At 72.3% G+C, this 22,985-nt stretch carries 17 protein-coding genes; 9 read left to right on the top strand and 8 right to left on the bottom strand.

What is annotated here, in order from left to right:
• Nucleotides 1-84: 84 nt before the first annotated feature.
• From GXW76_RS15100 to GXW76_RS15110, 3 genes are read left to right on the top strand one after another with little or no spacing between them, the layout of a single operon-like run.
• Nucleotides 85-4,434: a beta strand repeat-containing protein gene (locus GXW76_RS15100; protein WP_211862915.1), complete on the top strand. Its 4,350-nt coding sequence runs from the start codon at nucleotides 85-87 to the stop codon at nucleotides 4,432-4,434.
• A gap of 48 nt (nucleotides 4,435-4,482) precedes the next feature.
• Nucleotides 4,483-6,465, top strand: a complete 1,983-nt coding sequence (locus tag GXW76_RS15105; RefSeq protein ID WP_246514370.1) for an O-linked N-acetylglucosamine transferase, SPINDLY family protein — start codon at nucleotides 4,483-4,485, stop codon at nucleotides 6,463-6,465.
• A gap of 3 nt (nucleotides 6,466-6,468) precedes the next feature.
• The gene (locus GXW76_RS15110; RefSeq protein ID WP_211862916.1) at nucleotides 6,469-8,235 is read left to right on the top strand and encodes an O-linked N-acetylglucosamine transferase, SPINDLY family protein; all 1,767 of its coding nucleotides are present in this window, start codon (nucleotides 6,469-6,471) and stop codon (nucleotides 8,233-8,235) included.
• A 113-nt stretch (nucleotides 8,236-8,348) separates the two neighbouring features.
• On the opposite strand, the gene GXW76_RS15115 is transcribed toward GXW76_RS15110, so the two are convergent.
• From GXW76_RS15115 to iolG, 8 genes are all read right to left on the bottom strand, one after another.
• Nucleotides 8,349-8,933, bottom strand: a complete 585-nt coding sequence (locus tag GXW76_RS15115) for a class I SAM-dependent methyltransferase (RefSeq protein WP_211862917.1) — start codon at nucleotides 8,931-8,933, stop codon at nucleotides 8,349-8,351.
• A 22-nt stretch (nucleotides 8,934-8,955) separates the two neighbouring features.
• Nucleotides 8,956-9,825 (bottom strand): FkbM family methyltransferase, encoded by an 870-nt coding sequence (locus tag GXW76_RS15120; protein ID WP_211862918.1) that lies wholly within the window; start codon nucleotides 9,823-9,825, stop codon nucleotides 8,956-8,958.
• Between the two features lie 58 nt (nucleotides 9,826-9,883).
• Complete coding sequence (locus tag GXW76_RS15125) at nucleotides 9,884-10,933, bottom strand: ABC transporter ATP-binding protein (RefSeq protein ID WP_211862919.1); 1,050 nt, start codon at nucleotides 10,931-10,933, stop codon at nucleotides 9,884-9,886.
• 5 nt (nucleotides 10,934-10,938) lie between these two features.
• Nucleotides 10,939-13,104 carry an ABC transporter permease gene (locus tag GXW76_RS15130; RefSeq protein ID WP_211862920.1) on the bottom strand — a complete coding sequence of 722 codons (2,166 nt, stop codon included), beginning with the start codon at nucleotides 13,102-13,104 and terminating at the stop codon, nucleotides 10,939-10,941.
• Nucleotides 13,105-13,110: 6 nt separating this feature from the next.
• Entirely contained in the window at nucleotides 13,111-14,145 is a 1,035-nt protein-coding gene (locus GXW76_RS15135; protein WP_211862921.1) for an ABC transporter substrate-binding protein, read from the bottom strand.
• A 77-nt stretch (nucleotides 14,146-14,222) separates the two neighbouring features.
• Entirely contained in the window at nucleotides 14,223-14,999 is a 777-nt protein-coding gene (locus GXW76_RS15140; RefSeq protein WP_211862922.1) for an inositol monophosphatase family protein, read from the bottom strand.
• Nucleotides 14,996-15,778 (bottom strand): SDR family oxidoreductase, encoded by a 783-nt coding sequence (locus tag GXW76_RS15145; RefSeq protein ID WP_211862923.1) that lies wholly within the window; start codon nucleotides 15,776-15,778, stop codon nucleotides 14,996-14,998. The genes GXW76_RS15140 and GXW76_RS15145 overlap by 4 nt, the downstream gene beginning before the upstream one ends.
• Nucleotides 15,775-16,788, bottom strand: a complete 1,014-nt coding sequence (iolG, locus tag GXW76_RS15150; protein ID WP_211862924.1) for an inositol 2-dehydrogenase — start codon at nucleotides 16,786-16,788, stop codon at nucleotides 15,775-15,777. The genes GXW76_RS15145 and iolG overlap by 4 nt, the downstream gene beginning before the upstream one ends.
• An 84-nt stretch (nucleotides 16,789-16,872) precedes the next feature.
• On the opposite strand from iolG, the gene iolD reads away from it, so the two are divergent.
• The 6 genes from iolD to GXW76_RS15180 form a co-directional block, all read left to right on the top strand.
• Nucleotides 16,873-18,705, top strand: coding sequence for a 3D-(3,5/4)-trihydroxycyclohexane-1,2-dione acylhydrolase (decyclizing) (gene iolD, locus GXW76_RS15155; protein ID WP_211862925.1), 1,833 nt, complete (start codon nucleotides 16,873-16,875; stop codon nucleotides 18,703-18,705).
• A 1-nt stretch (nucleotide 18,706) separates the two neighbouring features.
• A complete protein-coding gene (gene iolE / locus GXW76_RS15160) occupies nucleotides 18,707-19,597 on the top strand; it encodes a myo-inosose-2 dehydratase (RefSeq protein WP_211862926.1) in 891 nt (296 codons plus the stop codon).
• Between the two features lie 141 nt (nucleotides 19,598-19,738).
• Nucleotides 19,739-20,584, top strand: coding sequence for a universal stress protein (locus tag GXW76_RS15165; RefSeq protein WP_211862927.1), 846 nt, complete (start codon nucleotides 19,739-19,741; stop codon nucleotides 20,582-20,584).
• Between the two features lie 24 nt (nucleotides 20,585-20,608).
• Complete coding sequence (gene pdhA / locus GXW76_RS15170; protein WP_211862928.1) at nucleotides 20,609-21,679, top strand: pyruvate dehydrogenase (acetyl-transferring) E1 component subunit alpha; 1,071 nt, start codon at nucleotides 20,609-20,611, stop codon at nucleotides 21,677-21,679.
• Nucleotides 21,676-22,656: an alpha-ketoacid dehydrogenase subunit beta gene (locus GXW76_RS15175; RefSeq protein WP_211862929.1), complete on the top strand. Its 981-nt coding sequence runs from the start codon at nucleotides 21,676-21,678 to the stop codon at nucleotides 22,654-22,656. Before pdhA ends, GXW76_RS15175 begins: the two co-directional genes overlap by 4 nt.
• The coding region (locus tag GXW76_RS15180) for a biotin/lipoyl-containing protein (RefSeq protein WP_338150969.1) at nucleotides 22,653-22,985 on the top strand (333 nt) is incomplete at its 3' end. The genes GXW76_RS15175 and GXW76_RS15180, both read left to right, overlap by 4 nt.

Here is a 22,985-nt window from a genome sequence, read left to right on the forward strand (position 1 = left end):
TCGAAGCCGTGTGTCCACACTTGCCATCCGGGCTTCCGGGTGGCGCCTTGCCCGATACGGACAAGGCCCGGCCTGGAGTCCGCGATGACTGTCATTTCTGCCCTGACCACGACGCAGATCCAGGGCCTCACGACGACGGCCATCGCGGGGCTGACCACTGCCGATATCCGCAGCATGGCGACGACACAGATCCAGGCCCTGACCACGACCCAGGTCGGCGGGCTGAAGCCGACGCAACTCGCGGCCCTGACCACGACGCAGGTGGCGGCGCTCGAGACGACCGATCTGGCGGCGCTGAACACCACGCAGGTGCGTGGCCTCGCCGCGACCCAGGTCGCCGCGCTCTCCACCACGCAGGTCGGGGCGCTGACCACGACCCAGATCGGCGCGCTGAGCGCCACGCAGGTCGCGGGCCTCGAGACGACCGACGTCGCGGCGCTGTCCACCACCCAGATCGTGGCGCTGGGCAGCAGCCAGATGGCCGCCCTCGGCACGGCCCAGGTGCGGGCGCTGGAGAGCACCGACATCGGGGTGCTGACCACGACGCAGATGCGCGGGCTCGCCTCGTCCCAGGTCGCGGCGCTGACCACGACGCAGGTCGGCGCGCTGGCCACGACGCAGATCGCGGGGCTGACCACCACCCAGGTGGCCGGGCTGACCACGACCCAGGTGGCGGCGCTAACCACGACGCAGCTCGGCGCGCTGACCTCGACCCAGGTCGCAGGGCTGACCACGGCCCAGTTGAGGGCGCTCGACACCACCGACATCGCCTCCCTGACCACCACCCAGGTCGCCGGGCTGCGCTCCAGCCAGCTTGCCGGCCTGACCACGACCCAGATCGGCGCGATCGAGACCACCGACCTCGCCACCCTGACCACGACGCAGTTGACCGGCCTGACAAGCACGCAGGTCGGCGCGCTGAGCACCACCCAGGTCGCGGCGTTGAGCACGACCCAGATCGCCGGCCTCTTCACCCGCCAGGTCGCGGGGCTTCAGACCACCGACCTCGCGGCGCTTTCCACCACGCAGGTCGCCGCGCTTGCCAGCACGCAGCTTGCGGCGCTGAGCACGACGCAGTTGCTGGGGCTGGAGACGACGGACCTCGCGGTCCTGACCACGACGCAGATGCGCGGTCTCGCGGCGTCGCAGCTCGCCTCGCTGACCACGACGCAGATCGGCGCGCTGACGACGACGCAGGTCGGCGGGCTGAATGCGACGCAGGTGGCGGGGCTCAGCTCGACCCAGGTTTCGGCGCTGAGCACGACGCAGCTCGCGGCGCTCACCTCCACGCAGATCGGCGCCATGACGACAGTCCAGCTCCGCGGGCTGGACACCACCGACATCGCAGCCCTGACCACGACCCAGGTCGGCGGGCTGAAGCCGACGCAACTCGCGGCCCTGACCACGACGCAGGTGGCGGCGCTCGAGACGACTGATCTGGCGGCGCTGAACACCACGCAGGTGCGTGGTCTCGCCGCGACCCAGGTCGCCGCGCTCTCCACCACGCAGGTCGGGGCGCTGACCACGACCCAGGTCGGCGCGCTGAGCGCCACGCAGGTCGCGGGCCTCGAGACGACCGACGTCGCGGCGCTGTCCACCACCCAGATCGTGGCGCTGGGCAGCAGCCAGATGGCCGCCCTCGGCACGGCCCAGGTGCGGGCGCTGGAGAGCACCGACATCGGGGTGCTGACCACGACGCAGATGCGCGGGCTCGCCTCGTCCCAGGTCGCGGCGCTGACCACGACGCAGCTCGGCGCGCTGGCCACGACGCAGATCGCGGGGCTGACCACCACCCAGGTGGCCGGGCTGACCACGACCCAGGTGGCGGCGCTGACCACGACGCAGCTCGGCGCGCTGACCTCGACCCAGGTCGCAGGGCTGACCACGGCCCAGTTGAGGGCGCTCGACACCACCGACATCGCCGCCCTGACCACCACCCAGGTCGCCGGGCTGCGCTCCAGCCAGCTTGCCGGCCTGACCACGACCCAGATCGGCGCGATCGAGACCACCGACCTCGCCACCCTGACCACGACGCAGTTGACCGGCCTGACAAGCACGCAGGTCGGCGCGCTGAGCACCACCCAGGTCGCGGCGTTGAGCACGACCCAGATCGCCGGCCTCTTCACCCGCCAGGTCGCGGGGCTTCAGACCACCGACCTCGCGGCGCTTTCCACCACGCAGGTCGCCGCGCTTGCCAGCACGCAGCTTGCGGCGCTGAGCACGACGCAGTTGCTGGGGCTGGAGACGACGGACCTCGCGGTCCTGACCACGACGCAGATGCGCGGTCTCGCGGCGTCGCAGCTCGCCTCGCTGACCACGACGCAGATCGGCGCGCTGACCACGACGCAGGTCGGCGGGCTGAACGCGACGCAGGTCGCGGGGCTCAGCTCGACCCAGGTTTCGGCGCTGAGCACGACGCAGCTCGCGGCGCTCACCTCCACGCAGATCGGGGCCATGACGACAGCCCAGCTCCGCGGGCTGGACACCACCGACATCGCAGCCCTGACCACGACCCAGGTCGGTGGGCTGAAGCCGACGCAGCTCGCGGCCCTGACCACGACGCAGGTGGCGGCGCTCGAGACGACTGATCTGGCGGCGCTGAACACCACGCAGGTGCGTGGTCTCGCCGCGACCCAGGTCGCCGCGCTCTCCACCACGCAGGTCGGGGCGCTGACCACGACCCAGGTCGGCGCGCTGAGCGCCACGCAGGTCGCGGGCCTCGAGACGACCGACGTCGCGGCGCTGACCACCACCCAGCTCGGCGCCATCGGCACCAGCGCGCTACGGGGCTTGGTCTCGTCCCAGGTCGCGGCGCTGACCACGACGCAGGTCGCGGCGCTGACCACGACGCAGGTCGGCGCGCTGGCCGCGACGCAGATCACCGGGCTCGAAGCCTCCGACATCGCCGCGCTGACGACAACGCAGATCGGCGCGCTGAGCACGACGCAGCTCGCCGCGCTGAGCGGCATACAGATGAAGGGGTTCCAGACCACCGATATCGCGGTGCTCACCACCACGCAGATCCGGGGGCTGGCGGCGACGCAGGTCGCCTCCCTGACCTCCACCCAGATCGGCGCCGTCACCACCGCCCAATTGGGGGCGCTGACCACGACGCAGATCCGCGGCATGACCACGGTCCAGGTGGGGGCGCTGTCCACGACGCAGATGGGGGCCCTGGCCGCCACGCAGCTCGGCGCACTGACCACGGTGCAGGTGCGCGCCCTGGACACCACCGACATCGCGGGGCTGACCACCACCCAGGTCGCCGGTCTCAGCGCCCTCCAGCTCGGTGCGCTGACAACGACGCAACTGGCGGCGTTCGAGACCACCGACCTCGCCACACTGTCCGCCACCCAGATCCGCGGTCTGAACACCACGCAGATGAGGGCGCTGAGCACCACCCAGGTCGGTGCGCTGACCACGACGCAGCTCGGCGCCTTCGCCTCCTCCCAGGTGACGGCGCTCAGCACGACGCAGGTGGGGGCGCTAACCACCACCCAGGTCGCGGGTCTCGGCACCACGCAGCTGCGCGGGCTGGCCTCGAGCCAGGTGGCGTCGCTGAGCACCACCCAGGTCGGTGCGCTGACCACGACACAGATCGCTGCCCTGACGAGCCAGCAGATCGTCGGCATGGAAACCACCGACCTTGTGGCGCTGACCACGACGCAGGTCGGGGCGCTCAGCCGTACGCTGATCGCCGCACTTGGCACCTCGCAGGTCCGCGCGCTGGAAACCACCGACCTCGCGGTGCTGACGACGGCGCAGATCGGTGGGCTCGCTTCCTCCCAGGTGCAGGCGCTGACCACGACGCAGGTCGGCGCGCTGACGACGACGCAGCTTGCGGCCCTCACCTCGACCCAGATGGCCGGTCTCAGCACCAGCCAGGTGGGCGTGCTGACCACGACGCAGGTCGGGGCCCTGGGCACCACCCAGGTCCGGGGACTCAGCACCGCGCAGGTGGCGGCGCTGACCACCACCCAGGTGGGCGTGTTGAGCACGACCCAGATCGGTGCCTTGACCGTCAGCCAGATCAAGGGTCTGGAAACCACCGACCTTGGAGTGCTGAGCACGACGCAACTGGGGGCGCTTACCTCCACGCAGATGGCAGCGCTGACCAACGCGCAGGTCACGGCGCTCACCACCACGGCGATTGGCGCGCTGACAACGACCCAGCAGGTGGGCCTCTCCTCCGCGCAACTGGGGGCGCTGACCAGCACGCAGGTTGCCGTACTGAGCACCACGGGCATCGCGGCGCTGACCACGACGCAGGTGGCGGGGCTGACCACGACGCAGATCGCCGCCTTCACCACGACGCAGATCGGCGCGCTGGAGACCAGCGACATCGCTGCGCTGACGAATGCGCAGGTGGCCGGCTTCACCACGACGCAGATCGGCGCGATGACCACGGCGCAGGCCAACGCGCTGTTCGCATGACATGGCGCGGCCGGGTGCGGCCGCGACCACCAGACGGGAGCATCGGGCATGCACAAAATGGGCATCGCCGAGCTGGTCGGGGGCGCGCAGGCGCTCGCGGCCTCGGGCCAGGCGGCACTGGCGGCGGAACTCTACCGCGACTGGGTCGCGCTGAACCCGGACGATCCGCTGCTGCACGCCGTGCACTTCAACCGTGGCGTGCTGCTGGCCGGGCTGAACGACCTGCACGGCGCGGTGGAGGCCTTCACCGCCGCCATCCGGCGCCGGCCGGATTTCCTGCCGCCCTACATCAACCTCGGCGCCGCCTATGAACGGCTGGGCGCGGCGGCGCAGGCCTACAACCACTGGGCGCATGTCTCCACCAGCCTGGCCGCGCTGACGGGCGACACGGTCGCCTACAAGGCCACGGCGCTGAAGCAGATGGCGCAGGTGCAGGAAGGTGCGCGCCGCCTGTCGGAGGCGGAGGACACGCTCCGCCTGGTCGCGGAACTCACGCCCTGGCAGCGCGACGTGGTTCAGCACTGGATCAGCCTGCGCCAGCGCCAGTGCCAGTGGCCGCTGCTGATGCCACTCGCGGGCCACGACCGCGCGGCGCTGCTGCGCCGCATCGCGCCGCTCAGCATGGCCTGCTATGCGGATGACCCGATGCTGCAGCTCGCCGTGGCCCACGCGCATTGCCGCGAGGACCATGGCTGGCCCGGGAGCTTCCGCACCACCGAGGACTTCACCCATCGCATCGCCGAGGTGCGGGGGCGGCGGCTGCGGATCGGCTATCTCTCCTCCGACCTCCGGGAACATGCCATCGGGTCCCTGATGGCGGAAATGTTCGGCCTGCACGACCGCAGCGCGCTGGAGGTCTTCGCCTATTATTGCGGCGTGCCGCAGGAGGACGCGACCAAGGCCCGCATCCGGGAATCGGTCGAGCACTGGCGCGTCATCACCGACCTCGACGATGCGGCGGCGGAAGCGATGATCTTCGCCGACGGCATCGACATCCTGGTGGACGTGAACGGACACACGCGCAGCGCCCGCACGCGGCTGCTCGCGCGGCGGCCGGCGCCGATCATCGTCAACTGGCTCGGCTATCCGGGCAGCATGGGCAGCCCGTACCACCACTACATCATCGGCGACCCGCATATCGTCCCGCCGGGCAGCGAGCGCTTCTGTTCCGAGAAGGTGGTGCGCCTCGCCTGCTACCAGCCCAATGACCGGCAGCGACCCACGGGGGCGGAGCGCGCGCCGACCCGCGCGGAACAAGGCCTGCCCGAGGACGCTGCGGTCTTCTGTTCCTTCAACGGCACGCAGAAGATCACGCCCTTCGTCTTCGCGCGCTGGATGGAGATCCTTCGCCAGGTGCCCGGCAGCGTGCTGTGGCTGCTCAAATCCTGCGAGGAGGTCGAGGCCCGCCTGCGCGCCCGCGCCGCCGCGGCCGGCGTCGCGCCGGAACGAATCGTCTTCGCGCCGATCACCGGCAACCGCGACCATCTGGCGCGTTATGCGCTGGCGGACCTGTTCCTCGATACGCTGCCCTACGGGGCGCACACCACGGCCTCCGACGCGCTGTGGATGGGCGTGCCGGTGCTGACCGTGCCCGGGCGCGGTTTCGCCGCGCGCGTCTGCGCGAGCCTGGTGCATGCGGCAGGGCTGCCGGAATTCGTCTGCTCGGGCGTCGAGGAATATGTCGCGCGCGCCATCGCCTTCGGCCGCGACCGCGCGGCGCTGGCGCCCTTCCGCGAGAGGCTCGTCGCCGGGCGCGGGACGGCGCTGCTCTTCGACACGCCGCGTCTGGTGCGCGACCTCGAGGCGCTGTTCCGCGGCATGTGGGACGACTTCGCCGCGAACCGCCTGCCCCGGCCGGACATGACGAATCTCGAAACCTATCTCGAACTCGGCGCAGCCATGGACCACGACGCGATCGAGGCCGCGTTCGATCCGGGTCAGGAGGATCGCTGGCGCGACGCGATGGCGCGCCGTCATGCCTTCGCGCCGTTGCCGCCCGATGCGCGCTTTCACCCGGCGGCGGAAGGCTGAGCCGTGGCGCCGCTCGACGCCGCCGCGCCGGGAACGCTCGCCGGCTTGCCGCTGGAAGCCCTGATGGCGCGCCTGGACGGCGCAGCGCCGGAGGACGGGATCGCGGCCTACCGCACCTGGCTCGGCGGCAATCCGGTGTCGCCGCAGCGCTTCGCGGCGTGGTTCAACCTCGGCGTGCTGCTCGGCGCCGGGGGGGATCGGCAGGGGGCCATGGTCGCCTATCGGCAGGCGTTGGCGCTCAAGCCGGATCTGCATCAGGCGGCGGTGAACCTGGGCCTCGCGCTCGAGGCCGAGGGCCGGGCGGAGGATGCGCTCGCACTATGGCAGGGCGCATTGCAGCCGGACGAGGCGCGCATCCCGCTGCTCAACCATCGCGGCAGGCTGCTGGAAAGCCGCAAGCAGTATGCCGAGGCTGAACGCACATTGCGCGCCAGCCTGCTGATCGACCCGCAGCAGCCGGACGTCATCCAGCACTGGGCGCATCTGCGCCAGAAGGGCTGCATGTGGCCATTGCGCGGCGACGGCATTCCGGGCCTGTCGGAAGACGCGATGGCGCTGCAGGGTGGCCCGCTCGGCGCCCTTGCGCTGACCGATGATCCGGCGTTGCAGCGGCGCATCGGGGAAGCCTGGATCGCCCGCAAGGTACCGCCGGCGCCGGAGCGCCTCGCACCCGCGCGCGGCTATGCGCATGACCGCATCCGCGTCGGCTACCTCTCCTCCGACTTCTGCCGGCACGCCATGGGCTTCCTGATCGTGGAACTGCTGGAACGCCACGATCGCGGCCGCTTCGAAGTCTTCGGTTATTGCTCGACCGAGGAGGATGGCAGCGACCTGCGCCGCCGCATCATCGCCGCGCTGGACCACCATGTCCCGATCGGCCTCCTCTCGGAGGAGGAGGCCGCACGCCGCATCCGCGCCGACGAGATCGACATCCTGGTGGACCTCAACGGCCTGACGCGCGGGGCGCGGCTCGGCGCGCTGCGCTGGAAGCCGGCGCCGGTGCAGGCGACCTATCTCGGCTATGTCGGCCCGGTGCCGATCCCGGAACTGGACTGGCTGATCTGCGACGAGGTCGTGATCCCTCCCGGGCAGGCGGAACACTATGCGCCGCGGCCCCTGCCGCTCGGCGGGCTGTATCAGGCGAATGACAGCCGCGCGCCGTCGCTGCCCGCCATCACGCGCGCGGAGGAGGGCCTGCCGGCCGATGCCTTCGTCCTCTGCTGCTTCAACAACTTCTATAAGATCACGCCCGAGGTCTTCGGCGCCTGGATGGCGATCCTGCGGCGCGCGCCTCAGGCCGTGCTCTGGCTGACCGAGGACAACGCGACGGGCATCGCCAATCTCCGTGCCCAGGCCGAAGCGGCGGGCGTGGCGGCGGGACGCATCGTCTTCGCCACGCGCTCCGACCCGTCGCGCTACCTGGCGCGGCTGGGCCTGGCGGATCTGTTCGTGGACACATTCCCCTACAATGCGGGCACGGTGGCCTCCGACGCGTTGCGCAAGGGGCTGCCGATCGTGACGCTTGCCGGGCGGGCCTTCGCCTCCCGCATGGCGGCCAGCCTGCTGACGGCGGTCGGGCTGCCCGACGGTATCGCCACGACGCTCGATGACTACATTGAGATCGCGGCGGCCCATGCCACCGATCCGGCACGCCACGCGCGCGCACGGGCCTCGCTGGCGGACGGTGCCTGGGCGCGCAGCATCGGCGATACGGCCGGTTTTGCGGTGCGCATGGAAGCGGCATTCGAACGGATCCGGCTGGCGCCTTGAGAGGGGCTCTGCCCCTCTCAAACTCTTCCCGCCAAAGGCCGAAAGGCCTTTGGAAACCGGGTTCCGAGGGCCTTTCGGCCCTCGGTGGGGGAGCGTGAGGGGGCGACGCCCCCTCACACACCCGTAACGTAAGCGGTGGCCCACAACGCGAAGTGCCGGTCCCGCACCACCCGCACAAGCCCGAACCCCGCCGCGACCAGCGCCGCCTCCAGCGTCCGCGCCGTGAACCCCGTGCGGTGCGCCATGAACACGTTGCCGCCGGCGATCGCCGCGCCGTGGCCATAGAGCATGTCCAACGGCGCGATCGGTCCGGCGGGCGAGACATAGGCCGCTTCCGCCAGCCGATCCTGCGCCACCAGTTCCGCCACCTGCTGCAAGTCGGGCACCGTCACCAGGGCGAAGCCACCGTGCCGCAGCACGCGGCGGAACTCGGCGAGCGCGATCGGTACCTCGTGCGCGAACAGGTGTTCGAGGTTGTGTGCCGACCAGACCGCATCGACGGAGGCGCTGTCCACCACCGCCATGTCGGTGATGGAGGCCTCGATGTCCGGTGCCACCGCAGGATCGATGTCGAGCCGCACCTCCCGCCATTCGCCCGCAGGGAAGAAGTTGGAGGGCAGCTTGCCCGGATCGGCGGCGCCGCAGCCGACATGCAGGACGGTGCGCAGCGCGGCGGGCGCCTCGGCGAGAAGGACCATGGCGTCTCTCCGGAAAGGGTTATCAGGCCGCGCTCGGCAGCGGCGCCTGCAGGCCGGCGAGATAGGCGCCAGCCCGGTCCGCGCCGATGCGGCGGTCGTGTTCCGCCACCAGGCGGAAGGCGATGTCGTAGGCGGCATAGGCATCGTGCAGGATCGCCGCCATCGCCAGCACCTGCCGGTCGGACAGCGCATCGAGCCGCGTCAGGTCTCGGATGAACACCGCATCCGCCCAGACGAGCTGCCCGAGCCCGGCATAGGGATCGTTGTTCACCATCATCGGCCGCACCGCGCGGCTGACCTCGGGGAAGAAGCGGTGCAGGGCGAAGCCGCGCGCCCGCAGGAACATCTCCATCTCGCTGAACAGCGGCTGATCCTTGTAGAGCGGCAGGAACTCGACCTCCGCCTGGATCACCACGGCGTCGCGCAGTCGCGCCTCGGCGTGCCGCAGGACCATCAGCTCGGCGCCCTGGATGTCGAGCTTCAGCAGGTCGGCACCCGACGTCTCGGCCACGTCGTCGAGGCGGACGGTCTCCACCTCCTCGGTCGTCAGGACCCGGCCCCAGTCGGGGAAGCCGTGGAACAGGCCGAGCACCGCAGGATCGGGTTCGAGCAGCGAGGTCATCCCCGGCGCCTGGCAGATGTGCAGCCGGTGGCGCGCGCCGTCGCCCACGGCGTGGGGGAAGTAGCGCTCGAGCGGGCCCTTGCGGCGCTCCAGTTCCGCCAGCGCCTGCCGGTTCGGCTCGAAGCCGACCACCTCGGCGTCGCCGGCGCGCAGCATGGCGGCGTAGGGTGGGTCGGCGTCGATCGGATTGGCGCCGATGTCCACCACCTTCACCCGCGGCGCGACGCCGCCGGCCAGGCTGCGAAAGGAACGGTCGGCGGGATGGGGCATCGGCGGCTGCCTCCTGCAGCGGTCGCCGCAGTTTCGCTGTTCCGCCTTTCCCATTCCTTCACGTGCGCAGCGGGATCACGCGCTCCATCCGGCAGAGAACCTCAGCACCTTCCTCCCAGGCCGGGGCGGCGGCGGGGGTCACGACGAAGAGCATCCCGGCCTCGGTCGCCACCTCGTATTCGCGCGTCTGGCCGAGGAAGGCGGCGCGCTGCACGCGGCCGGGCAGGCCGGCGCCTTGCTCCGCCGATACCAGGCGGATCGCCTCCGGCCGCACGGCGAGCGACGCGCGGCCGGCAGGGTGGGCGCGCATCGGTGCTTCCAGCACCGCACCGCCGACGGCGATGCGGCCCATGCCGCCGTCCGACGCCAGCACCTCGCCCTCCAGCACGTTCGCCTCGCCCATGAAGTCGGCGACGAAGGCGTCGGCCGGGTCGTCGTACAGTTCCGTCGGCGTGCCCTTCTGGGCGATGCGGCCATCGCGCATCACCACCAGCAGGTCGGAGACGGCCAGCGCCTCCTGCTGGTCGTGCGTCACATAGACGACCGAGAGGCCGAGCCTCTTCTGCAGGTCGCGGATGTCCTCCCGCACCCGGCGGCGCAGTCGCGCGTCGAGGTTGGACAACGGCTCGTCGAACAGCAGCACCTTGGGCCGCAGCACGAGCGCGCGCGCCACCGCCACGCGCTGCTGCTGCCCGCCCGACAGTTCCGCCGGCAGGCGCGCGCCGAGGCCTTCAAGCCCCAGCGTCTTGAGCATCGCCTGCGCCTCACCCTCCGCCGACTGGCGCCGCGCGCCGCCGACGACGAGGCCATAGGAAACATTCTCCAGCACCGTCATGTGCGGGAACAGCGCGTAGGACTGGAACACCATGGCGATGCGCCGCTCGGCGGCGGCGAGGCGCGTGACGTCGCCGCCCTCGATCTCGATGCGCCCTTCGGTCGGCAGTTCGAGTCCCGCGACCAGGCGCAGCGTCGTCGTCTTGCCGCAGCCGGAGGGTCCGAGCAGCGTCACCAGCGCGCCGCGCGGCAGGTCGAAAGTAAGGTCGTCCACCGCGCGGACGACCCCGAAGGCCTTGGTCACGCGCTCGAAGCGGATCGCGGCATCGGTCATGCGCGTCACGCCCCCGCCCTGAGCGGCGCCGGGCGCCGGCCGAGTTGCGCCCGCCCGACGATCCGCTCGATGCCGAGCACCACCGCGAGCATCACCAGGATCAGCACGGTGCAATAGGCGATGGCGAGCGCCATCTCCCCCGCCTCCACTCGTCCGACGATATAGACGGTGGCGAGGTTGTGCCGCGCCGAGACGAGGAAGATCACCGCCGAGACCGCCGTCATCGCGTGCACGAAGGAAAAGGCGAGTGCCGCGACGATCGCCGGCCGCAGCAGCGGCAGCACCACGCGCCGCAGCGTCTGCACCGCGCCGCCGCCCATGGTGGCGGAAGCCTCGTCGAGCGACTTGTCGATCTGCGCCAGCGCCGCGATGCCGCCACGCACGCCGACCGGCAGGTTCCGGAAGACGAAGCAGACCACCAGGATCAGCGCCGTGCCGGTCAGTTCCACCGGCGGCTCGTTGAACGCCATGATGTAGGAGACGCCGACCACCGTGCCGGGAATGGCGAAGGAGAGCATGGCCATGAACTCCAGCGCCCCGCGCCCGGGGAAGGACTGGCGCGCCAGCAGCCAGGCCAGCAGGATGCCGAGCCCCGCTGTCAGCGGCGCGGAGATCGCCGCGACCTCGAGGGTGGTGAACAGGCTGTCCCAGGCCGAGCCGCGGAAGGCGATGCCATCGCGCCATTCGACCTCGAAGCCGGTGAGGATGTGGCGCCAGGTGAACGCCATGTCACCGCGGCCGATGTCGTGCACGAACCCGCCGACCAGGATGATGCCATAGACCGTCGCGGTGAAGCCCATCCAGGGCCAGGCGACGGCACCGCAGCTGATCCTGAGTCCGCGCGGCAATGGCGCCGGCACGCCGGAATCCCCCTTGCCCGTGACCGTCGTGTAGCGCCGCCGCCCGAGCCACAGCGCCTGCAGCGCGAAGGCGCCGAAGGTCAGCGCCAGCAGCAGCAGCGCAAGCGCCGCCGCCCGCCCCGGCTCGTGCCGCGCGCCGGCGATGGCGAAGAAGATGCGCGTCGAGAGCACGTCGAAATCCCCGCCGAGCACCAGCGGATTGCCGAAGTCCGACAGGCTCTCGACGAAGCCGAGCAGCAGGCAGGCGGCGAGCGCCGGCCGCAGCAGCGGCCAGGTCACGGTGCGGAACACCACGAAGTGCCGCGCGCCCATGGTGGCTGCCGCTTCCTCGAGGCTCGGTCCGATCGCGCGCACCGCGCCTTCCAGCAGCACGAAGGCGATGGGCGCCTGCGCCAGCACCTGCGCCAGCAGTACGCCCGGCAGGCCGTAGATCCAGCGGCTGCGCGGAATCCCGAACCAGTCCCACATCGCCGTGGTCACCAGCCCGGTGCGGCCGAACAGCACGATCAGCGCCAGCGAGACCACGAAGGGCGGCGTGATCAGTGGCAGGATGGTCATGGCGCGGAAGGCCGGCTGCGCGCGCACGCCGCCGCGGGCCGAGAGCAGCGCGAAGGCCAGCCCGATCAGCGTCGAGGCCGCCGCCGCCAGGCAGGCCAGCAGCAGCGTGTTCCACACCACGCCGCAGCCCTGGTGCGTCGTGACGCAGGCGAGGCTCCACGCCTCATGTGCGGCCAGCCGCGCGGCCAGCGCGCCGGGGGCGAGGCGCCCGTCCTCGATCGCCGCCGCGGACAGGATGGTCAGCAGCGGCACGAAGACAAAGAGCAGCAACAGCCCCGCGCTGCCGACCACGAGGAAGGCGATGAAGGCGTCCCCCCCGAAGCGCCCGCGCTGCGCCAGCCCTGACGCAATCAGCCCAGCCGCCGCCGCCAGCACCAGTGCCCCGCCCCAGCCGAGCGCGGGCTGCGGCGCCGGCGTGCCGAGCAGCGGCGCCAATGCCGGCCAGGCCAGGCCGCGCAGCCCGATCGCCTGGCCTTGCAGGAAGACGATGGCGAGGATCGCCGCGCCGCAGGCGGCGACCAGCCCGCCCGCCATCCGCCCTCTGACCAGCGGCAGCGCGGCCAGCGCGAGCAGCCCCACGGCGGGCCACATCCACCAGCGTTCCCCATCGGCCAGCAGCGCGGCGAGCGGTGCCGCTTCCGCCCGTGGCCAGGCGGCGAGCGCGGCCGCATCCTCCATGCCGTGCCAGGGTGCCAGCAACACCCCGGCCAGCCCTGCGAGGAGCGCCAGCCGCCCGAGCGTCAGCGCGCCCACGGCGCCTCAGCGAGCGCCGGCGCGGACCTCGCGTTCCCAGCGCTGCAACAGGCGGGTGCGTTCGGCCACGCTGCCCCAGCGGGCGAAGTCGTAGTCGATCAGGCGTACATCCTCGAAGCGGGGCGCCTGCGGCGGGATGGGCGAGGCGCGGTTGGACGGCAGCTGGAAGGAATTGGCCTGCGCCGCGATGGCCTGCGCCTCGGGGCTGAGCGCCCAGTCGTAGAAGCGGCGGGCATTCTCCATGTTCCGCGCGCCGCGGATGATGGACATGGAGCCGATCTCGTAGCCCGTGCCCTCGCAGGGGGCGACGATCTCCACCGGCGCGCCGGCGATCTTCTGCGTCACCGCGTCATGCAGGAAGGTGATGCCGACCAGCGTCTCGCCCGTCGCCGCCGCGCGCGCGGGCGCCGCGCCGGACCGCGTGTACTGGTTCACGTTGCGATGCAGCGCGCGCAGGTAGGTGAAGGCCGGTTCCTCCCCCATCAACTGCACCAGCGTCGCGAGCATGGTGTAGGCGGTGCCGGAGGTGTTCGGGTCCGCCACCTGCACCTCGCCGCGGAACTCGGGCTTGGCCAGGTCGCTCCAGCAGCGCGGCGCGGCAATGCGGCGACGGTTCAACTCGGTCGCGTTGTAGGAATAGCCGAGCGCGCCGGCATAGATGCCGACGGTGCGGAAATTCGCCTGTTCCGCCTGGCGCACCGCCCAAGGGTGCAACTCGGCGAGGCGGGGGGACCGGTATTCCTCGGTCAGGTTCTCCTGGCCGGCCTGCATGTGGGGGTCGCCCGTTCCGCCCCACCAGACGTCGCCGCGCGGGTTGGATGCCTCGGCGCGGACCTGCGTCAGCGTCTCGCCGGAGGACTTGCGCGTCATCGCCACGCGGATGCCGGTGGCGCGCTCGAAGCCCGCCACCATCGGGCGGCACCATTCCTCCTGCACCGAGCAATAGACCGTCAGGCTGCCCTGCGCCCGCGCGCCGCCGGGCAGCAGCACGCCGAGCAGGCCCGCAAGGAAGGCAAGCGCGAAGGGGCGACGTGACGCCATGACGCTGATCCTCCAGGCCCGGATTCGTGCCCGGGCGCAATTATGTCGGACCAGTTACGCGCGTCCGCGCGCCGCGTTCAAGCCTCCAGCAGCAGCGCGAGCGCGGGCCCGAGCGCCGGCGCTCCGACGCCGACGGGGTTGCCCTGCGCCAGCCAGTCGCCGCTGTCGAAGCCATTGGTCCAGCCGCCGGCCTCGCGCGCGATCGCCATCGCCGCCGCCGCGTCCCAGGCATTGATGTGCAGTTCCAGGTAGCCGTCGATCCGCCCCGCCGCCGCTTCCGCCAGGCCGAGCGCGCCGGAGCCGCCGCAGCGCAGCCCCGCCCCGGTGGCGGTGATGGCCTGCGCCATGCGGTGGAAGCGCGCGATGGGCAGGCGTAGCGACCAGCCAGCCTCGATGATGGCGCGGCCGATCTCGGCCGTAGGCGCCGCGCGGATCGGCCGGCCGTTCAGCGTCGCGCCGTGGCCCTCGGCGGCGGCGAAGACCTCGGCCGGGGCGTGGCGGGCGATGGCGCCGGCCACGGCGCGCCCGCCCATCACCAGCCCGATCGAGACGCACCAGCGGTCGCCGCCCCGCGCGAAGTTGGAGGTGCCGTCGATCGGGTCGAGCACCCAGAGCGGGCCATCCCCGTCGACGGCGCCGCCCATCTCCTCGCCCAGGATCGCCTCGCCCGGGAAGTCCCGCGCCAGGCGGTCGCGGATGAAGCGTTCGGTGGCGCCATCGGCCTCCGTGACGAAGTCCTGCGCGCCCTTGAGGCTGGCGACGCCGCCGCCCTCGGCGCGCAGCCGCGCGGCAAGCGACGCCGCCTCCACGGCGATGGCGACAGCCGCATCGCGGCGGCGGGCGAGGTCACTCATCCATAAGCTCCCATCACGTTCTGGTCGAAGTCGATCAGCGCGCCGGTCATCATCGCCGCGGCATCCGACAGCAGATAGATCGCGAGCCCGGCGACGTCGCGCGGCTCGATCAGCCGGCCGAAGGGCTGGGCCGGCGCGGCGTGCGCGAGCCAGTCGGGGGGGTTGCCGTCGCGCGCCTGGATCGCGTGCTCGCCGGGCGTGTCCGCCCAGCCGAGATTGATGCCGTTCACCCGGATGCGGTCGGCGCGCAGCGCATGCGCGGTGTTCTTCGTCAGCGTCGCCAGCGCGCCCTTGGATGCCGCATAGGCGGTGAGGAAGGGCTGGCCGCCGTGGCTCGACATGGTGATGACGTTGACGATCGCGCCGGGCCGGCCGAGCGCCTTCAGCCGCCGCGCCACGGCCTGGGTCAGGATGAAGGGCGCGCGCGCGTTCACCGCGAAGAGCCGGTCCCAGAGCTCGACGCTCGTGTCGGTGATGCCGCCGCGGTCGGTCAGGCCGGCGGCGTTCACCAGCGCGTCCACAGGGCCGAGGGCGGCTTCCGCCTGTTCGACGATGCGCGCCGTCGCCGCCGCATCCGCCAGGTCCGCCGCCACGAAATGCGCCTTCGCACCTAGGCTCGCCGCGACCTTCGCCCCGCGCTCCGCATTGCGCCCGGTGATGCAGATGCCGGCCGCGCCGGCTTCCGCCGCGGCGCGCGCAATGCCCTCCCCGATGCCCTGCGTACCGCCGGTGACGAGCACCACGCGGCCCTGCAGCGACACCGCGGGCAGGGCGCTCATGCGATCTCGCTGACCTTCACGGGGCGACCCTCCCGGAGTGAACGCAGCGCCGCCTCGGCGAGCACCAGGGCCTGGCGGCCGTCCTCGGCGCCGACCGGCATGGGCGTGCCGTCGCGCACCGCCGCGATGAAGGCCGCGAGTTCGAGGCGATAGGCCTCCGCGTAGCGGTCCAGGAAGAAATGCATCGGCTTCTCGGCGGCGACGGCCCAGGCATCGGCCTGTTCGACCGTCGTCGGCGTGCGGTTGCCGGCGATCAGGCGGCCGAGGCTGCCATGCACCTCCACCCGCTGGTCGTATCCATAGGCGGCGCGCCGGGAATTGTTGATGTGCGCCATCCGGCCGGAGGCGGTGCGCAGCAGCACCATGCAGGAATCGATGTCGCCTGCCTCCGCCACCGCGGGGTCCACCAGCGCGGCGCCCCAGGCGAAGACCTCCGTCGGCTCCCCGTCCTCGTGGCCTGCGGCAAGCATCCAGCGCGCCATGTCGAAGTCGTGGATCGTCATGTCGCGGAACTGGCCCCCGGACACCGTGAGGTAGTCCAGCGGCGGCAGGCCCGGATCGCGGCTGGTGATTATGACCTGCTCCACGGCGCCGATCACGCCGGCCCCGATGCGGCGGTGCAACTCCGCGAAGGACGGGTCGAAGCGCCGGTTGAAGCCGACCAGCATCGGCACGCCGGCGGCGCGGACTGCGGCCAGCGCCTGGTCCACGCGGGGCAGCGAGAGGTCGATCGGCTTCTCGCAGAAGATCGCCTTGCCCGCCTTCGCCGCGGCGATCACCAGGTTCGCATGGGTGTCGGTGGAGGATGCGATGATGACCGCGCCCACCGCCGGGTCCCGCAACGCGGTCAGCGCGTCGGAGGCGAGCGCGCCGTGGCGTGCGGCGAGGGAGGCGGCCGCCGCTTCGTGGACGTCCACCACATGCGCGAGCCGCGCGCCCCAGTTCGCGGCCAGGTTCGCCGCGTGGATGGCGCCGATGCGCCCGGCGCCGAACTGCGCGAAGACCAGCATATCCTTCTCCCCGGATGGGCCGCGCTTGTCGCCCCGCCCTCCATCCGTAACACTTCCCGGGCGTCAACACGCGGGGGAAACGTCATGACCGGCATCCGCCTGACCGCGGCCGAGGCGACGATCCGCTTCCTTGCAGCGCAGGAGACCGAGATTGGCGGCAGGCGCGTGCCGCTCTTCGGCGGGGTCTTCGCGATCTTCGGGCATGGCAATGTCGCGGGCCTGGGTCCGGCGCTGCACGCGGCTGGCAAGCGCCTGCCCACCTTCCGCGCGCACAACGAACAGGCCATGGCCCATGCCGCCGTCGCCTTCGCCAAGACCCATGCGCGGCGCAGGATGATGGCCTGCACGAGTTCCATCGGGCCGGGCGCGACCAACATGGTGACGGCCGCCGCGGTCGCGCATGTGAACCGCCTGCCCGTGCTGTTCCTGCCCGGCGACGTATTCGCCAGCCGCCGCCCCGATCCGGTGCTGCAGCAGATCGAGCAGTTCGGCGACCCGACCATCTCCGCGAATGACTGCTTCCGCCCGGTCTCGCGCTTCTTCGACCGCATCACGCGGCCGGAGCAAGTGCTGACCAGCCTTCCCGCCGCCCTGCGCGTGCTGACCGACCCGGCCGAGTGCGGCCCGGCCACGATCGCCTTCCCGCAGGACGTGCAGACCGAGGTCTGCGACTACCCGGACGACTTCTTCCGCCGCCGCCTCCATCGGCCGCGCGCGCCGGAGCCCGATGCGCGCGGCCTCGCGGAGGCCGCGGCCGCGCTGCGGGCCGCGAAGCGGCCGCTTATCGTCGCCGGCGGCGGCGTCAAGTACGCGGGCGCGGAGGACGCGCTCGCCCGCTTCGCCGAGGCGCATGGCGTGCCGGTGGCGGAAACCCAGGCCGGTAAGGGAAGCCTGGCCTGGGACCATCCGCGCAATGCGGGCGCCATCGGCGTGACGGGATCCGAGGCGGCCAATGCGCTCGCGGCGCGCGCCGATCTCGTGCTCGCCATCGGCACGCGGCTGCAGGACTTCACCACGGGGTCGCGCGCGCTGTTCGCCCAGGCGCGGCTGGTGGCGCTCAACGCCGCCGCCTTCGACGCTGCGAAGCACGGCGCGCTGCCCCTGGTGGCCGACGCGGCGCGCGGGCTGGCAGCACTGGATGCGGCCCTGGCGGGCTGGTCCGCCCCGGCATCCTGGTCGGCGCGGGCGGCGAAGGGCGCCGCCCGCTGGCACGCCACCGTGGCGCGCGTCACCGCCGCGCCGAAGCCCGGCGCGCTGCCGACCGACGCGCAGGTGCTCGGTGCCGTCAACCGCGCCATGCCGAAGGACGGCATCGTGGTCTGCGCCGCCGGCGGATTGCCGGGGGAACTGCACAAGCTGTGGCGCGCGACGGACAGTGCGTCGTACCACCTCGAATACGGCTATTCCTGCATGGGCTACGAGATCGCCGGCGGTCTCGGCGCCAAGCTGGCGATGCCGGACCGCGAGGTCGTCGTGCTCGTCGGCGACGGCTCCTACATGATGATGAACAGCGAGATCGCGACCTCGGTGGCGATGCGTACCAGGCTGACGATCGTCGTGCTCGACAACCGCGGCTTCGGCTGCATCGACCGGCTGCAGCGCGGCACCGGCGGCGCACCCTTCAACAACCTGCTTCCCGAGGCCGCGCCGCCTGTGGATTTCGCGGCCCATGCGGCGAGCCTCGGCGCCGCGGCGCTGGCCCTGGACGGCATCGCCGCGCTGGAGGATGCCCTGCCTCGCGCCTTCCGCGCGAAGCGCACGACCGTCCTCGTCATCGCCACCGATCCTGCCGCCGCGACGCGGGAAGGAGGCGCCTGGTGGGACGTGCCGGTCACTGCCCTGCCGCGCGACGCCGCGCAGAAGCGCGCCCGCGCCGACTACGAGACGCAGCGCGCCCGCCAGCGCCCCGGAGCCTGAGATGCCCGTCCGCCTCGCCATCAATCCGCTGACCTGGACCAATGACGACATGCCCGAGCTCGGCGCGGAGACGCCGCTCGAGACCTGTCTTGCCGAGGCGCGGCTCGCCGGCTTCGAGGGCGTGGAACTCGGCAACAAGTTCCCGCGCGACGCCGCCACCCTGCGGCCGGTCCTGGCGCGGCACGGGCTGGCGCTGGCCTCGGGCTGGCATGGCTCGCGCCTGCTCGAACGCGACGTCGAGGCCGAGATGGCGGCGGCGGAACCACACATCGCGCTGCTCCGCGCCATGGGGTGCACCGCCATCGTCTTCGCCGAGGTCAGCCGCGCGGTGCATGGCGAGCGCGCGACGCCGCTCTCCCGCCGCCCGGTGCTGGGCGACGCCGACTGGACCCTCCTCGCGCCGCGGCTGGCGGAGATGGGGCGCCGCCTCGCCGCGCGCGGCCTGCGCCTCGCCTACCATCACCACATGGGCACGGTGATCGAGACGGAGGCCGAGATCGACCGGCTGATGGCGAGCACCGGGCCGGAGGTCGGGCTGCTGCTCGACACCGGCCATCTCACCTTCGCCGGCGGGGACCCGCTGGCGGCCGCGCGTCGCCACGCCGCGCGCATCGCCCATGTGCATTGCAAGGATGTGCGCCCCGCGGCCATGGCGGCGGCGAAGCGGCAGGACCAGCCCTTCCTCGCGGCGGTGCTCGACGGCGTCTTCACCGTGCCGGGCGACGGCGGGGTCGATTTCGCGCCCGTCTTCGCCACGCTTGCCGCCGCGGGCTACGATGGCTGGCTCGTGGTGGAAGCCGAGCAGGATCCCGCCCGCGCGCATCCGCTGACCTACGCCCGCATGGGGCACGACCATGTGGCGGCGCTCGCTGCGGCAGCCTTTCCGCAATGAATGGGGCATGGTGACCGGGGCCCCTCCCACACCGGGCCGGAGTGGGGCAGAGTTGATGACGCTCAAGCCGAAGGGTCCGAAGAGGCCTAGACTTCCAGAAAGACATGCCGCGGCGGCCTCGCCGCGCCGCAGGAGGACAGCATGGCGCTCAAGGACATCCTGGTGCATCTCGACGCGAGCCAGCAGGCGCAGGCCCGCCTGCGGCTCGCCGCCGAACTCGCGCGGCGGCACGAGGCCCATCTGACGGGCCTTTTCGTCGTGGACATCAACCTGCCGGTGGTGACGGCGGCCGATGCGGCCAGCGGCGCCGTGCTCGCCGACCTGCTCGAGCGCATGCGCGCCGACTCCCTGGCCGAGGCCGCGACCGTCGAGCCCCTCTTCCGCGAGACGCTGCGGCGGGAGGGCCTCTCCGGCGAATGGCGCTGCGTCGAGGGCGCGGCCCCCGAACTGGTGTCGCTGCATGCGCGCTACGCCGACCTCGCCGTGCTCGGCCAGGCGAGCCCCGATGACGGGCAGCCTTCGGCGACGGCGATCCTCGAAGCGACGCTGTTCAGTTCGGGCCGCCCCGTCCTCGTCGTCCCCTACGCCGGGCGCTTCGAGACCCTCGGCCGGCGCGTCCTCGTCGGCTGGAACGCCAGCCGCGAGGCAGCGCGCGCGGTCAACGACGCGCTGCCACTTCTCTCCGGCGCTTCGAGCGTCGTCGTCACCGCCGTCAACCCCCGCCTTGGCCTGGACGGCCATGGCGACGAGCCCGGCGCCGACATCGCCCTGCACCTGGCGCGGCACGGGCTGAAGGTGGAGGTCGAGCACACCGTCGCGCCCGAGATCGAGGCCGGCGAACTCCTGCTGAACCGCGCGGCGGAACTGTCATCGGACCTGCTCGTGGTCGGCGCCTACGGGCATTCGCGCCTGCGGGAGCTCATCCTCGGCGGCGTGACGCGCACGCTGCTCGGGCAGATGACGGTGCCGGTGCTGCTCTCGCACTGACGCCCCGCCGAACGGAGGCCGCTGATGGAGACGGTCGTCGCCCGCTTCGAGATCCGCCATCGGCGCCACCTCGGCCCCGATGGCGTGCCGGCCGGCGACCTGCCCGCCTTCGCGCGGGACCCGGCGGAACTGGTGGCGCTCTACCGCGGCATGGTCCGCACCCGCGCCTTCGACCAGAAGGCGGTGGCGCTGCAGCGCACGGGGCGGCTCGGCACCTATGCCTCCTCCCTGGGGCAGGAGGCCGTGGCCGTGGGTCTCGCCGCGGCGATGCGGCCGGATGATGTCTTCGTCCCCGCCTTCCGCGAGCACGGCGCGCAGCTCTGGCGCGGCGTGACGATGCGGGAATTGCTGCTCTACTGGGGTGGCGACGAGCGCGGCAGCAACTTCGCCGGTCCGCGGCAGGACTTCCCCGTCAACGTGCCGGTCGGCAGCCAGGCGCCGCATGCGGCCGGCGTGGCGCTCGCCATGCGGCTGCACGGGGAGGACCGGGCCGTGGTCTGCGCCTTCGGCGACGGCGCGACTTCCAAGGGCGACGTGGCGGAGGCGCTGGTCTTCGCCGGCGTCTGGTCCCTTCCCGTGGTCTTCGTGGTGAACAACAACCAATGGGCCATCTCCGTTCCGCGGCGCGCGCAGACGGCGGCGGAGACCCTGGCGCAGAAGGCCATCGCCGCCGGCATTCCCGGCATGCAGGTGGACGGCAACGACGTGATCGCGGTGCGCGACGCGGTGGCGGAGGCATTGGCCCGCGCGCGTTCCGGCGGCGGCGCGACGGTGGTGGAGGCGGTGACCTATCGCCTCGGCGACCACACCACCGCCGACGATGCCCGCCGCTACCGCGACGATGCCGAGGTCAGCCCGCACTGGCGCGAGGAACCGCTCCCGCGGCTGCGCACCTACCTCACCTCGCTCGGCGCCTGGACCAAGGCGCAGGAGGACGCGCTGCTCGCCCAGTGCCGCGCCGAGGTGGACCAGGCCGAGGCCGACTACCTCGCCACGCCGCCGCAGGACCTGGCCTCGATCTTCGACCACACCTTCGCCGTGCTGCCCGCCGAGCTGGCGCGCCAGAAGGCGGAAGCGACGGGGGATGAGCCATGACGGAGCGGACTCTCGTCCAGGCCGTCAACGCGGCGATGGCGCGCGCCATGGCCGAGGATCCCGCCGTGCTCGTGGTCGGGGAGGATGTCGGCACCGATGGCGGCGTGTTCCGCGCGACGGAAGGGCTGCTCGGCCGCTTCGGCCCGCAGCGCGTGATCGACACGCCACTGGCGGAAGCCGGCATCGCCGGGCTGGCGGTCGGGCTCGCCGCGCAGGGCTTTCGGCCCGTCGCCGAGATCCAGTTCACCGGCTTCATCTACGCCGCGCTCGACCAGGTGGTGAACCACGCCGCGCGGCTGCGCACCCGCACGCGCGGGCGATTGACCTGCCCGCTGGTGATCCGCGCGCCGACGGGCGGCGGGGTGCGCGCGCCGGAACACCATTCGGAAAGCCCGGAGGCGATGTTCGCACACATTCCTGGGCTGCGGGTGGTCGTGGCGTCCTCCCCCGCGCGCGCCTTCGGGCTGCTGCTGGCGGCGATCCGCGACCCTGACCCGGTGCTGTTCCTCGAACCGACGCGCCTCTATCGCGCGGTGCGGGAGGAAGTGCCGGACGACGCGCCGCCCCTGCCGCTCGACCGCGCCTTCGTGCTGCGGGAGGGCACGGACGCCACCCTCGTCGCCTGGGGCGGCATGGTGCCGGAGGCGCTCGCCGCCGCCGAGGCGCTGGAGAAGGAAGACGTGTCCTGCGAGGTGATCGACCTCGCCACGCTGAAGCCTCTGGACGAGGAGACGATCCTTGCTTCCGTCGCGCGCACCGGCCGTCTCGTCGTGGTGCAGGAAGCGCCGCTGACCGCCGGCTTCGGCGCCGAGGTCGCCGCCCGCGTCGCCGAACGCGGCCTGATGTCCCTGCGCGCCCCGGTGCGCCGCGTCACCGGCTGGGACACGGTGATGCCGCTGCTGCGGCTGGAACAGCGCTACATTCCCAGCGCAGCCCGCATCGCCGCGGCGGTGCGCGACGCCATGGCCTTCGCATGACTGGCGCCATCTTTCCGCTCCCCGATCTCGGCGAGGGCCTCCAGGATGCCGAGATCGTCGCCTGGCACGTCGCCGCCGGGGATCATGTCGCGGCGGAACAGCCGCTGGTCTCGGTGGAAACGGACAAGGCGGTGGTGGAAATCCCGTCCCCACGATCCGGCCGCGTGCTGCGGCTGCTGGCGGAAGCCGGCACGCGGATCGCGGTCGGTGCGCCGCTGGTGGAATTCGCCGAAGGGGAAGAAGTCGACACCGGCGCCGTGGTCGGCCGGCTTCCCGAGGCCGCGCCGCCGCCCCCCGCCGCAGCGGCACCGCCACGCCCGGCGGCACCC

Source organism: Neoroseomonas soli, assembly GCF_018129065.1.
Taxonomy (GTDB): domain Bacteria; phylum Pseudomonadota; class Alphaproteobacteria; order Acetobacterales; family Acetobacteraceae; genus Neoroseomonas; species Neoroseomonas soli.

Excerpts from the sequence above, each read along its gene's own strand:
- GXW76_RS15100 (WP_211862915.1), top strand. The coding sequence starts at position 85 with ATGACTGTCATTTCTGCCCTGACCACGACGCAGATCCAGGGCCTCACG.
- GXW76_RS15105 (WP_246514370.1), top strand. The coding sequence starts at position 4,483 with ATGCACAAAATGGGCATCGCCGAGCTGGTCGGGGGCGCGCAGGCGCTC.
- GXW76_RS15115 (WP_211862917.1), bottom strand. The coding sequence starts at position 8,933 with ATGGTCCTTCTCGCCGAGGCGCCCGCCGCGCTGCGCACCGTCCTGCAT.
- GXW76_RS15120 (WP_211862918.1), bottom strand. The coding sequence starts at position 9,825 with ATGCCCCATCCCGCCGACCGTTCCTTTCGCAGCCTGGCCGGCGGCGTC.
- GXW76_RS15125 (WP_211862919.1), bottom strand. The coding sequence starts at position 10,933 with ATGACCGATGCCGCGATCCGCTTCGAGCGCGTGACCAAGGCCTTCGGG.
- GXW76_RS15135 (WP_211862921.1), bottom strand. The coding sequence starts at position 14,145 with ATGGCGTCACGTCGCCCCTTCGCGCTTGCCTTCCTTGCGGGCCTGCTC.
- GXW76_RS15140 (WP_211862922.1), bottom strand. The coding sequence starts at position 14,999 with ATGAGTGACCTCGCCCGCCGCCGCGATGCGGCTGTCGCCATCGCCGTG.
- GXW76_RS15145 (WP_211862923.1), bottom strand. The coding sequence starts at position 15,778 with ATGAGCGCCCTGCCCGCGGTGTCGCTGCAGGGCCGCGTGGTGCTCGTC.
- iolG (WP_211862924.1), bottom strand. The coding sequence starts at position 16,788 with ATGCTGGTCTTCGCGCAGTTCGGCGCCGGGCGCATCGGCGCCATCCAC.
- iolD (WP_211862925.1), top strand. The coding sequence starts at position 16,873 with ATGACCGGCATCCGCCTGACCGCGGCCGAGGCGACGATCCGCTTCCTT.
- iolE (WP_211862926.1), top strand. The coding sequence starts at position 18,707 with ATGCCCGTCCGCCTCGCCATCAATCCGCTGACCTGGACCAATGACGAC.
- GXW76_RS15165 (WP_211862927.1), top strand. The coding sequence starts at position 19,739 with ATGGCGCTCAAGGACATCCTGGTGCATCTCGACGCGAGCCAGCAGGCG.
- pdhA (WP_211862928.1), top strand. The coding sequence starts at position 20,609 with ATGGAGACGGTCGTCGCCCGCTTCGAGATCCGCCATCGGCGCCACCTC.
- GXW76_RS15175 (WP_211862929.1), top strand. The coding sequence starts at position 21,676 with ATGACGGAGCGGACTCTCGTCCAGGCCGTCAACGCGGCGATGGCGCGC.